Source organism: Buttiauxella ferragutiae (assembly GCF_022637515.1).
Taxonomy (GTDB): Bacteria; Pseudomonadota; Gammaproteobacteria; order Enterobacterales; family Enterobacteriaceae; genus Buttiauxella; species Buttiauxella ferragutiae.
Genome location: NZ_CP093332.1, coordinates 3,846,591 through 3,859,068, shown reverse-complemented (window position 1 = coordinate 3,859,068; position 12,478 = coordinate 3,846,591). Strand labels below are relative to the sequence as shown.

Here is a 12,478-nt window from a genome sequence, read left to right as displayed (position 1 = left end):
GAAGGAGTTGCTGCATTAACGCAGGCCATAAAAAGATTATTTACGGCGAGTGAAGATGGTGCAAGCCTGGTTTTTGATATTTGGGTGGCTGATTCAGAATGCAAGTGCAAATACTGAAAATGCCCGTCGGTTCACGGCGTTAGTGAACCGACGGGCAAAGCAGGGAGGAATTAAGGCTGATAAATTCCAACGCCGATTTCATTTTCTTTACGAGTGCGGGCAATAACTGACTCCGGAGACTCGGCAATACGCAGGCCCATCTGGTCTTCGGTGCGCACGACTTTTCCGCGCAGTGAGTTGTTAGTCGCCACTTCAGTAATTTCGACATCGACAAATTTACCGACCATGTCCGGGGTGCCCGCAAAGTTGACGCCACGGTTGTGTTCGGAACGACCGGTCAGCTCCATAATGTTTCTGCGTGACGTGCCTTCAACCAGAATGCGTTGTGTGGTGCCAACCATTTTCCGGCTCAACTCCATTGCTTGCTGGTTGATGCGGTCTTGCAGAATATACAGACGCTGTTTTTTCTCTTCTTCTGGCACGTCGTCAACCATATCGGCGGCGGGGGTGCCAGGGCGTGAGGAGAAGATGAAGCTGTAGCTGACGTCAAAATTCACGTCGGCAATCACTTTCATGGTTTGCTCGAAGTCCTGCTGGGTTTCACCAGGGAAGCCAACGATAAAGTCAGAGCTAATCTGGATATCTGGACGGGCTGCGCGCAGCTTGCGAATCGTCGATTTGTATTCAAGAGCGGTATGGGTACGACCCATCAGGTTCAACACACGGTCTGAACCACTTTGAATCGGCAGATGCAGGAAACTCACCAGCTCAGGCGTATCACGATAAACCTCGATGATATCGTCGGTGAATTCAATCGGGTGGCTGGTGGTAAAACGAATACGGTCAATACCGTCAATTGCCGCCACCAGGCGCAGCAGTTCTGCGAATGAACAGATACCACCATCGAAAGTCGGCCCGCGGTAAGCATTCACGTTTTGGCCAAGCAGATTCACTTCACGCACGCCTTGCGCTGCGAGCTGTGCGATTTCAAACAGCACATCATCACACGGGCGGTTCACTTCCTCACCGCGGGTATAAGGCACCACGCAGTAAGTACAATACTTGTTACAGCCTTCCATAATAGAAACGAAAGCGGTCGGGCCATCGGCTTTTGGCTCTGGCAGACGGTCAAACTTTTCGATTTCCGGGAAACTGACGTCAACGATTGGGCTACGGTTACCACTAACTTTGTTGATCATTTCCGGTAAGCGATGCAGGGTTTGCGGTCCGAAAACGATATCAACATAGTGCGCGCGACTGCGGATCAGCTTGCCTTCCTGGGAAGCAACGCAGCCGCCAACGCCGATAATGATATCGGGATTTTTGCGCTTTAAGAGTTTCCAACGGCCAAGCAGATGGAATACTTTTTCCTGGGCCTTTTCACGGATAGAGCAGGTATTGAGCAGCAATACGTCCGCTTCTTTTGGGTTATCCGTGAGGATATAGCCATGCGTGCTGTTCAGCAGATCGGCCATCTTCGATGAATCGTATTCGTTCATCTGACAGCCCCAGGTTTTGATATGGAGTTTTTTTGTCATCGACTTGCCATTGCTCAGTTAAAGCCAGGAATTCAGGCCGCGTATTGTAATGCTTTGGCCTTGATGTGACCAGCCTACGAAACCGGCGTAAAAATCCGGTAGAATCAGGATAGACAATTTAAGGACAAAATCATCATGTTGAACCAGCCAATAGATGTTGCGGTAGTCGGCGGGGGGATGGTCGGCGCGGCTGCCGCTCTTGGTCTCGCGCAAAATGGTTTTCAAGTGGCAGTGATTGAGCATCAGGCGCCTGCTGCCTTTGACGCCACAAGCCAACCCGATGTGCGTATTTCGGCCATCAGCAGCGCGTCAGTGGGTTTACTGAAATCGCTAGGTGTCTGGCAGGCGATTCGGGCAATGCGTACACATGCGTATCGCCAGCTTGAAACCTGGGAGTGGGAAAGCGCACACGTGAGCTTTAATGCCCAGGAGCTTGGACTGCCAGAACTGGGTTATATGGTTGAAAACCAGGTTTTGCAGCTGGCTTTATGGCAGGCGCTGGAAGTCCATCCGAACGTTACGTTGCTCTGCCCGGCCCAAATTGACCGTATGCACGGGCAAGCAGGGAAGTGGACGCTGCACTTTGCGGATGAGCAGACCTTAACGGTGCCGATGGTGATTGGTGCTGATGGTGCGAATTCACAGGTGCGCCGCTGGGCGGGCATTGGTATTCATGCCTGGCAATATCGCCAGTCTTGCATGTTAATTACCGTGAAGTGCGAGTCTCAGCCTGGCGACAGTACCTGGCAGCATTTCACACCAGCAGGGCCGCATGCGTTTTTACCGTTGTTCGATAATTGGGCATCTCTGGTGTGGTACGACTCACCGGCTCGAATTCGCCAGTTGCAAAATATGTCGATGCCGCAGCTGCAAAAAGCCATTCAAGCGAATTTTCCTGAACGCTTAGGCAAAGTCACTCCCGTCGCCAGTGGCGCATTCCCGCTGACGCGTCGCCATGCGTTGCAATACACGCAACAAGGTTTGGCGCTGATTGGTGACGCTGCGCATACCATTCACCCGTTAGCCGGGCAGGGTGTGAATCTCGGTTATCGCGATGTCGAAGCGCTGCTTGATGTGATGATCAATGCGCGTAGTTATGGGGAGAATTGGGCGGATGCGCGAGTGTTAAAACGCTACCAGACGCGCAGGCAAGCGGATAATTTCCTGATGCAAAGCGGCATGGATCTGTTCTACGCCGGTTTCAGTAACAACTTAGGGCCGCTGCGAGTCATTAGAAATCTGGGGCTGATGGCAGCAGAACGCGGCGGTGTACTGAAACGCCAGGCGTTGAAGTATGCGTTAGGGTTATGAGTCGATAGTTTTTCGTAGGTCGGATTAGCGTTAGCAACATCCGACTTCAATTCAGACGAGATTATTCAAACGCAGAAAAGCAAAAAGCTCGCCGAAGCGAGCTTTTCATTTTTGGCTGGGGTACGAGGATTCGAACCTCGGAATGCTGGTATCAGAAACCAGAGCCTTACCGCTTGGCGATACCCCAAAAATATGGTGGCTACTACGGGAATCGAACCTGTGACCCCATCATTATGAGTGATGTGCTCTAACCAGCTGAGCTAAGTAGCCTAATTTTAAAACTATTTCTTCGACTGGCTGGGGTACCTGGATTCGAACCAGGGAATGCCGGTATCAAAAACCGGTGCCTTACCGCTTGGCGATACCCCAACTTAGGGCGCACAAAACTAACGTGCTATGTCGAAAACTGCTATATCAAAAAAATTGGCTGGGGTACCTGGATTCGAACCAGGGAATGCCGGTATCAAAAACCGGTGCCTTACCGCTTGGCGATACCCCATCCGTGCAACGCGTTAAATGGTGCGGGAGGCGAGACTTGAACTCGCACACCTTGCGGCGCCAGAACCTAAATCTGGTGCGTCTACCAATTTCGCCACTCCCGCGCTAAAAAAAAGAATAATGGTGGCTACTACGGGAATCGAACCTGTGACCCCATCATTATGAGTGATGTGCTCTAACCAGCTGAGCTAAGTAGCCTTCTTTTTTTCTGCGTAACCTTATCGGCGTTGCGGGGCGCATTATGCGTAGTTGGACTTCTAGCGTCAACAAATTTTTTCCCGAAAAGTCGCGGAAATTGTCTGTTTGACTAGCTTACGAACAGCTTGATGCAATATTCGTCAATTATCGGTTATTTCGTGGTTTTATTTGATGAAAAACCCCGAATAAGGGCTGGGGATATTGCAGAAACAAAAACGGGCCCGTAGACCCGTGTGTCTAATTTTGCTCGCTTATTTGTAAGCGGACTGGTGAACGCCTACTGCACGGCCTGATGGATCATTCATTGTTTTGAAGGCTTCATCCCATTCAATGGCCTTAGCGGACGAACAGGCAACGGATGGGCCGCCAGGAACACATTGCGCAGCACTTGGCAGTGGGAACAATTCTTCGAAGATTTCACGGTACAAATAAGCTTCTTTAGAGCCTGGTGTGTTGTACGGGAAGCGATAGCTTGCGGTTTCCAGTTGTTGGTCGGTGACCTGACCCGCAGCAACTTCTTTCAGCGTGTCAATCCAGCTGTAACCTACACCATCGGAGAACTGCTCTTTCTGACGCCATGCCACACTTGCTGGCAGATAGGATTCAAAACATTCACGAAGGATATGTTTTTCCATCTTGCCGTTGCCGCACATTTTGTCTTTCGGGTTGATACGCATCGCGACATCGAGGAATTTTTTGTCCAGGAACGGTACGCGAGCTTCAACACCCCAGGCCGACATCGCTTTGTTAGCACGCGCACAGTCAAACATATGCAGTGCTTGCAGCTTGCGAACGGTTTCTTCGTGCAGCTCTTTATCGTTTGGCGCTTTATGGAAGTACAAGTAGCCGCCAAACACTTCATCAGAACCTTCACCAGACAGCACCATCTTGATGCCCATGGCTTTGATTTTGCGTGACATCAAATACATTGGGGTTGAGGCGCGAATGGTGGTCACATCGTAAGTTTCAATGTGATAGATAACATCGCGAATCGCATCCAGGCCTTCTTGCACCGTGAAATGAATTTCGTGGTGCACGGTGCCTAAGTGGTTTGCCACTTCTTGCGCCGCAATCAGGTCAGGGGAACCGACCAGGCCGACCGCAAAGGAGTGCAACTGAGGCCACCAGGCTTCTGAGCGCTCTTCATCTTCTACACGACGGGCGGCAAATTTCTTGGTAATCGCTGAAATAACCGAGGAATCCAGACCGCCGGACAGCAGCACACCGTACGGTACGTCAGACATCAGGTGGCTTTTTACGGAATCTTCCAGCGCCTGGCGCAATTCGTTTTTGTCGGTGACGTTATCTTTTACTGCATCGTATTCGAACCAGTCACGCTGGTAGTAACTACGGATTTCACCATCTTTGCTCCACAGGTAACTACCCGCCGGGAATTCTTTAATGGTGCGGCAAACTGGAACCAGCGCTTTCATTTCGGAAGCGACATACATGTTGCCGTGTTCGTCATAACCCATATACAAAGGGATGATGCCGATATGGTCGCGGCCAATCAGGTAAGCGTCTTGTGTTTCGTCATACAGAATGAAGGCAAACATTCCCTGCAGGTCATCGAGGAACTCTGGGCCTTTTTCCTGATACAGCGCCAGGATGACTTCGCAGTCAGAACCTGTCTGGAATTCGTAACGGTCACCGTATTCTGCGCGCAGCGCCTGGTGGTTGTAGATTTCACCGTTAACTGCCAGTGCGTGAGTTTTTTCTTTGTTATACAGCGGCTGTGCGCCAGCGTTGACGTCAACAATAGAGAGGCGTTCATGGGAAAGAATGGCTTTATCATTTGCGTAAACACCAGACCAGTCCGGGCCGCGGTGGCGCATCAGACGAGACAACTCAAGCGCTTTTTTACGCAATTCGACCGCATCGGTCTTGATATCCAGAACACCAAAAATTGAACACATAGAACTCTCTCCGTAATGCTTCTGTGAGCCATTAAATTGTTTATACCCGTCATACTTCAAGTTGCAGGGGTGTTGGCTGCACTATTCGGCTCATCCATGAGCCTCACCCCTTTGGGGCTGCCGCAAGCGGCGTTCAAATCTGCTCCGGGCAGATTTGTCACAAACCCCTGTCACTTACTCAAGTAAGCTCCTGGGGATTTGCTCCCTTGCCGCCTACCTGAAACTCGAATTATTTTGGGTATAGTTGCGTTGCATGACTATGAAAATGCGCAATCATTGACGGGAATGCAAGCCCTTTAGTCTTTCAGGGGTAAATAGTTCAATTGCGATTGTTGATTATTGAAAAATGATGAGGGAATAGACGGAATAATTAGCGGATCGGCAATTTAATGAAAGGATCGTTAAATGATGGTTGCAGATTGATAGGGTGGATTAGCGAATGCATTATCCACCACTTAAACGTTTAGATAATATCGACTTCAGCGACCGACGGGTAAATCCACGAAGGGCGGAACGGCATGGCATCAATATCGTTTAACGTCGAAACACCCGACAGCACCAGAATGGTTTCTAAACCCGCCTGGAAGCCTGCAAGAATATCGGTACGCAAGTTATCGCCAACAATCACCGTATGCTCGGAATGCGCCTGCATCTTGTTGAGTGCGGCACGGATAATCCACGGGCTAGGCTTGCCGACACAGAACGGTTTACGACCCGAAATTTTCTCGATCCCTGCGCAAAGCGCACCACAGGCTGGATAGTAACCACGGCCATGTGTATCAGGGTTAGTCGCAATAAAGCGAGCGCCGTTAGCCACAAAATAGGCGGCCTTGTGCATCATTTCCCAGTTATAGGAACGTGTTTCCCCGACGATAACAAAGTCTGGGTTGATGTCAGTGATTGTGAAACCGGCTTTATACAGCTCGTGAATCAATGCACCTTCACCGACAACATAGGCTTTCTTCCCTTCCTGACGGCGCAGGAAATCGGCAGTAGCCATTGCGGAGGTATAGAAGACGCTGTCCGGCACATCAATACCGGCGGATGCAAAACGGTTCGCCAGATCCTGGCCTGTCTGCGAAGGGTAGTTAGTCAGCAGAACTAACGGCATGCCCTTTTCCATGATGCGCGCTAAGAATTCATTAGCACCTGGTACGGCGATGTTGTCGTGCATCAGCACGCCGTCAATATCACAAATTACATTCTGAATGGTCATTGATTACCTTGGCTCACATTTCAGGAAGGCGTAACTATATCGTAAAAAGGCTTACGGCTGAGTTAACTTTCCAGCAAACGTTGCAGCAGAACGCCATTCAACATCGAGCGTTTTACCAAAGCAAACGCGCCAATAGCGGAACGGTCATCGAGTTTTGAACGCACGACAGGCAGGTTTTTGCGGAACGCTTTCAGTACCTGAGTGTTGATACAGCTTTCAATCGCGGGCAGAAGCACTTTTTCGGCTTCAATGATTTCCCCGGCAATCACGACTTTTTGCGGGTTAAACAAGTTAATGGCAATGGCGATGGCTTTACCAAGATGGCGGCCAACATGTTCAATGACTTCGCAGGCTAGCGCATCGCCTTTATTGGCGGCTTTGCAGATGGTAGTAATATCGCAATCTTCGAGTGTCAGGCGGCTGTTGTAACCTTGTTCAAGTAAGTGACGCACACGATGTTCAATAGCGGCATTAGCCGCAATCGTTTCCAGACAACCAAAGTTTCCGCAGTGGCAACGCTCGCCTAAAGGATCCACCTGAATGTGACCAATCTCTCCGACATTACCGTTACGGCCAATAAAAATTCGCCCGTTGGATAAAATCCCCGCCCCCGTGCCGCGGTGAACGCGCACCAAAATGGAGTCATCACAGTCATGAGTTGCACCAAAGTAGTGCTCAGCAAGTGCCAGGCTACGGATGTCATGCCCCACATAGCAGGTCACTTTGAACTGTTTTTCAAGGCTATCGACCAGCGACCAGTTGTTCACCTGGATATGTGGCATGTAACGAATCACGCCGCTTTCAGGGTCAACCAGACCAGGCAAGATCACTGAGATAGCGATCAGCTCACGCATCTTGCGTAAATTTTGCTCGATGAACTGCGATATAGCATTGAGTAATGCGTGCTCAAGCGTTTCCTGAGTACGTTCAGGAAGGGAGTAATGTTCTTCGGCAAGCGGTTTAGCGCTGAGATCAAACAGCGTGATGGTGGCGTCATGGCGGCCAAGACGCACGCCAATGGCGTGGAAATTGCGGGTTTCAGTAATAATTGAGATAGCGCGGCGGCCTCCGGTGGAAGCCTGTTGATCAACTTCTTTGATCAAGCCGCGCTCAATGAGCTGACGAGTAATTTTCGTGACGCTGGCCGGTGCAAGCTGGCTTTGCTCGGCAATCTGAATGCGGGAGATTGGCCCGTGTTGGTCGATCAGGCGGTATACCGCCGCGCTATTCAGCTGTTTTACCAGATCGACATTACCAATTTGAGCCTGTCCGCCAGTCGTCATGCCTTAATTACTCAGTTACGACCTCGTTACCATTAACGAATGTCTTGGTGATTTTAAAATCGCGGGTAAATGCCGTCAGGTTGGCGACTTTCCCAGCTTCGATAGTCCCTATTTGCTGCTCAACACCCATCGCTCGGGCAGGGTAGAGAGTGGCCATACGTAAGACTTCGTCCAAAGCGATACCTGCATGCTCAACCAGGTTACGTACCCCTTCAATCATCGTCAGGGCAGAACCGCTCAGCGTACCGTTCTCATCTACACATAAACCATCACGGTAGTATATTGTTTTTCCTGCGAAAATGAACTCGTCGATATTCGCACCCGCCGGAGCAGTTGCATCGGTGACCAGGCAAAGCTTATCGCCCTTAACCTTTTTCGCCGTACGAATATTGGCATAGTCCACATGCAAGCCATCGGCAATGATACCGCAGTAAACATCGGGTTCATCAAAAATTGCGCCTGCAAGACCCGGTTCACGGCCAGTGATATATGGCATCGCATTGAAAAGGTGGGTTGCGAAGGTAATTCCCGCACGGAAACCAATTTTGGCTTCTTTTACGGTTGCATTGGAGTGCCCGGCAGAAACGACAATGCCAGAAGCGACCAATTTGCTAATGACTTCTGGTGCCACCATTTCTGGCGCTAAAGTGACTTTGGTGATCACATCTGCGTTTTGGCACAGGAAATCGACCAGTTCGGAGTCAGGTTTACGCACGAAACTTGGGTTGTGCGTACCCTTTTTCACCATATTCAGCCATGGGCCTTCAAGATGCAGACCGAGTGCCTGGTGCTGATATTTCGCCAGGTATTCGCGCATCACTTTCACGCCTTGCTTCATCAGCTCATCGCTGCTGGTAATCAGTGTTGGTAAATAGCTGGTGCAGCCAGAACGCTCATTGGCTTTCTGCATGATTTCCAGCGTTTCAACGGTCACCGCATCGGCTGAATCGTTGAACTGCACACCACCACAACCATTCAACTGCACATCAATAAAACCGGGGGCGATGATTGCACCGCCCACATCGCGAGTCTCAATACCCGCTGGGAGATCTGAGCGCGGGCAAACGCGTTCAATCAGGCCGTTCGCGATAATTACCGCGTGATCATCAAGAATTTCATGGCCGGTATAAATCCGACCGTGAGTTAATGCAAACATAGGTACCCCCGGTAATGACTATTACTTAAAGATCTTTGATATTTTCTGCTTCAAGTTCATTGAAGTACTTCAGCGTCTTCACTTTCAGTTCCATGGTGGACGGCTCATCACAAACTACCACTGCTTTAGGATGCAGTTGCAGACAGCTAATGGTCCACATGTGATTCACGTTGCCTTCCACAGCCGCTTGCAGCGCTTGCGCTTTCAAATGACCAAGAACCAAAATCATCACTTCTTCTGCATCAAGCAGCGTGCCCACGCCAACAGTCAGCGCATATTTTGGCACTTGAGAGACATCGCCACCAAAGAAACGGGAGTTTGCAACACGGGTGTCATGAGTCAGCGTTTTGATACGAGTACGGGATGCCAAAGAAGATGCCGGTTCGTTGAACGCGATATGACCATCGTTGCCTACGCCACCCATAAACAGGTGAATTTTGCCGTAAGAACGAATTTTTTCTTCATAGCGACGGCACTCGGCGTCAACATCTTCGGCGTTACCATTCAGCAGGTTGATGTTTTCCGCTGGGATATCAACGTGATCAAAGAAATTGCGGTGCATGAACGTATGATAGCTTTCCGGGTGCTCTTTTGGCAGACCAACGTATTCATCCATGTTAAAGGTGACGACGTTTTTAAAGCTAACCTGGCCCGCTTTGTGCATCTCTACCAGCGCTTTGTACGCTTCAAGAGGCGTGCCGCCGGTTGGCAGACCCAGCAAGAAAGGACGATCTGCTGTCGGATTAAACGCATTGATACGCTTAACGATATGGCGTGCTGCCCATTTGCCTACTTGAGCCGGGGTAGCCAGGGGAATCAGTCTCATCATTCACCTCATAAGTTAATAGAAATACGGATGTCGCCAGATTGATTATCCGAACCCTCTAAGGGTAAACCAGTTTCTTCCTGGTCATAACGGCATCAATCCGTCTTGATTTTTCGGATGATAAAATAAGTTTTAGTCGATAGCTAGCCAAAGGGGAGTGCAATAACAATATTTGGTGATTTTAATCACAAAAAAAGGGTGTTTAATTTGCGATACGAATTAATTTTTCACACACTCAGAAGGTTGGTGAATCTTCGCCATGCTTTCAAGGTTTGTTAAACAATAATAAAACTGCTTTGAACGAGCCTTAACGGGGTCTCATAGGGGGAATTAACGTGAGTATTCTTGGTTACATGCAAAAGGTTGGCCGCGCACTTATGGTGCCGGTTGCCACATTACCAGCCGCAGCCATATTAATGGGTGTTGGCTACTGGATTGACCCAACGAGCTGGGGCGGTGATAACGCATTAGCCGCGTTGTTCATCAAATCTGGTGCTGCAATTATTGATAACATGGGTGTGCTGTTTGCCATTGGTGTGGCTTACGGTATGTCCAAAGATAAAGATGGTGCTGCTGCACTAACCGGCTTTGTCGGTTTCCTGGTTCTGACCACACTTTGTTCGCCAGCGGCTGTTTCCATGATCAAGCATATTCCGCTGGATCAGGTTCCGTTTGCGTTCTCTAAAATTCAGAACCAATTTGTTGGTATCATGGTGGGGATTATCTCCGCAGAGTTGTACAACCGCTTCAGCAGTGTCGAACTGCCAAGAGCGTTGTCCTTCTTCAGCGGCCGCCGCCTGGTTCCAATCCTCACCTCCTTCGTGATGATTGCTGTTGCCTTTATCATGATGTTCATCTGGCCAATCGTGTTTAGCGGCCTGGTAAACTTTGGTGAGCACATTCAGAAGTTGGGTTCTGTTGGCGCAGGTGTTTATGCGTTCTTCAACCGTCTGCTGATTCCAGTGGGTCTGCACCACGCGCTGAACTCCGTATTCTGGTTCGACGTTGCGGGTATCAACGATATTCCTAAGTTCCTTGGCGGTGCTAAATCTATCGCTGAAGGTACCGGTATTGTGGGTATCACAGGTCGTTACCAGGCTGGTTTCTTCCCAATCATGATGTTCGGTCTTCCAGGTGCTGCGCTGGCAATTTACCAGTGTGCGCGTCCTGAAAACAAAGCCAAAGTCATGGGTATCATGATGGCGGGTGCGTTTGCTGCCTTCTTTACTGGTATCACCGAACCGTTGGAATTCTCCTTCATGTTCGTGGCCCCAGTTCTGTATCTGATTCACGCAGTGCTGACGGGTATCTCCGTATTTATCGCAGCAAGCATGCATTGGATTGCTGGTTTCGGCTTCAGTGCGGGTCTGGTGGATATGGTGCTTTCTTCCCGTAACCCACTGGCGACACACTGGTACATGCTGATCCCGCAAGGCCTGGTGTTCTTCGCTATCTACTACGTTGTGTTCCGTTTCACTATCACCAAATTCAATCTGTTGACCCCAGGGCGTGAACTGGCTGTTGCAGGTGATGAAACTGATGGTCAGGACGTGAATGTTAGCGCCAATAGCAATCAAGATGTTTCTGAGCTGGCTCGTCAGTACATCGCTGCTGTGGGTGGCTCAGCTAACCTGACAGGCATCGACGCGTGTATCACTCGTCTGCGCCTGAACGTAAAAGACTCTTCATTGGTTAACGAATCTTTGGCTAAACGCCTGGGTGCAACCGGTGTTATCCGTCTGAACAAAACCAGCGTGCAAATCATCGTCGGCTTCGTCGCTGAGAAAATTGCTAACGCAATGAAAACGGTAGGTGATGTTGCAGCGGCTCCAGTTAGCGCTACAGCTGCACCGGTTGCCGCAGCTACTGCAAAACCACAGGCTGTACCAAACGCTGTCACCATCGCCGCTCTGGTTTCTCCAGTAACGGGTGATGTGGTTGCTCTGGAACAAGTTCCAGATGAAGCCTTCGCCAGCAAAGCAGTAGGTGATGGTGTTGCTGTTAAGCCAACCGAGAAAATGGTTGTCGCGCCAGCTGCCGGTACTATCGTTAAGATCTTTAATACCAACCACGCGTTCTGTCTGGAAACCGAAAAAGGTGCAGAAATCGTTGTCCATATGGGCATTGATACTGTCGCACTGAACGGCCAGGGCTTTACTCGTCTGGTAGAAGAGGGTGCTGAAGTGGTTGCAGGCCAGCCGATTCTGGAAATGGACCTTGATTTCCTGAACGCAAATGCTCGCTCCATGATTAGCCCGGTTGTTTGCAGCAACATTGATGACTACAGCGGTCTGGTTATTCAGGCGCAAGGTTCAGTGGTTGCGGGGCAAACGCCTCTGTACGAAATTAAAGGCAAATAATCGCTCCTGAGTCATAGATTGTGCCTTTAGCGGCTGGAGAGTATTTTCTCCAGCCGCTTTTTTATTGCTCCAGCTTGACCCTTCCCGATCCCCTTATTTATTCAACAAAAGGTTGT

At 49.9% G+C, this 12,478-nt stretch carries 8 protein-coding genes and 6 tRNA genes; 2 read left to right on the top strand and 12 right to left on the bottom strand.

Features of this window, described 5'->3' with window-relative positions:
- Positions 1-170: 170 nt before the first annotated feature.
- Positions 171-1,598, bottom strand: coding sequence for a tRNA (N6-isopentenyl adenosine(37)-C2)-methylthiotransferase MiaB (miaB, locus tag MNO13_RS17815; RefSeq protein WP_064548667.1), 1,428 nt, complete (start codon positions 1,596-1,598; stop codon positions 171-173).
- Between the two features lie 135 nt (positions 1,599-1,733).
- On the opposite strand from miaB, the gene ubiF reads away from it, so the two are divergent.
- Complete coding sequence (gene ubiF / locus MNO13_RS17810; protein WP_133522415.1) at positions 1,734-2,909, top strand: 3-demethoxyubiquinol 3-hydroxylase; 1,176 nt, start codon at positions 1,734-1,736, stop codon at positions 2,907-2,909.
- Positions 2,910-3,021: 112 nt separating this feature from the next.
- Here the strand turns inward: ubiF and MNO13_RS17805 are convergent.
- The 11 genes from MNO13_RS17805 to nagB form a co-directional block, all read right to left on the bottom strand.
- Positions 3,022-3,096: transfer RNA gene (locus tag MNO13_RS17805), tRNA-Gln, on the bottom strand.
- Positions 3,097-3,102: 6 nt separating this feature from the next.
- Positions 3,103-3,179, bottom strand: a tRNA-Met gene (locus MNO13_RS17800).
- A 24-nt stretch (positions 3,180-3,203) separates the two neighbouring features.
- Positions 3,204-3,278 (bottom strand) — tRNA-Gln (locus MNO13_RS17795).
- Positions 3,279-3,333: 55 nt separating this feature from the next.
- Positions 3,334-3,408, bottom strand: a tRNA-Gln gene (locus MNO13_RS17790).
- An 18-nt stretch (positions 3,409-3,426) separates the two neighbouring features.
- Positions 3,427-3,511, bottom strand: a tRNA-Leu gene (locus MNO13_RS17785).
- A gap of 17 nt (positions 3,512-3,528) precedes the next feature.
- Positions 3,529-3,605, bottom strand: a tRNA-Met gene (locus MNO13_RS17780).
- Positions 3,606-3,856: 251 nt separating this feature from the next.
- Positions 3,857-5,521, bottom strand: coding sequence for an asparagine synthase B (gene asnB / locus MNO13_RS17775; RefSeq protein WP_064548661.1), 1,665 nt, complete (start codon positions 5,519-5,521; stop codon positions 3,857-3,859).
- A gap of 463 nt (positions 5,522-5,984) precedes the next feature.
- Positions 5,985-6,737, bottom strand: a complete 753-nt coding sequence (locus MNO13_RS17770) for an HAD-IIA family hydrolase (RefSeq protein WP_064548660.1) — start codon at positions 6,735-6,737, stop codon at positions 5,985-5,987.
- 62 nt (positions 6,738-6,799) lie between these two features.
- Positions 6,800-8,020, bottom strand: a complete 1,221-nt coding sequence (gene nagC / locus MNO13_RS17765; protein ID WP_064548658.1) for a DNA-binding transcriptional regulator NagC — start codon at positions 8,018-8,020, stop codon at positions 6,800-6,802.
- Positions 8,021-8,027: 7 nt separating this feature from the next.
- Positions 8,028-9,176 (bottom strand): N-acetylglucosamine-6-phosphate deacetylase, encoded by a 1,149-nt coding sequence (gene nagA, locus MNO13_RS17760; RefSeq protein ID WP_064548657.1) that lies wholly within the window; start codon positions 9,174-9,176, stop codon positions 8,028-8,030.
- Between the two features lie 25 nt (positions 9,177-9,201).
- The gene (gene nagB / locus MNO13_RS17755; RefSeq protein ID WP_064548655.1) at positions 9,202-10,002 is read right to left on the bottom strand and encodes a glucosamine-6-phosphate deaminase; all 801 of its coding nucleotides are present in this window, start codon (positions 10,000-10,002) and stop codon (positions 9,202-9,204) included.
- Positions 10,003-10,337: 335 nt separating this feature from the next.
- Here nagB and nagE point away from each other — a divergent pair, with 335 nt between their 5' ends.
- Positions 10,338-12,362 carry an N-acetylglucosamine-specific PTS transporter subunit IIBC gene (gene nagE, locus MNO13_RS17750; RefSeq protein ID WP_074388595.1) on the top strand — a complete coding sequence of 675 codons (2,025 nt, stop codon included), beginning with the start codon at positions 10,338-10,340 and terminating at the stop codon, positions 12,360-12,362.
- Positions 12,363-12,478: the final 116 nt, after the last annotated feature.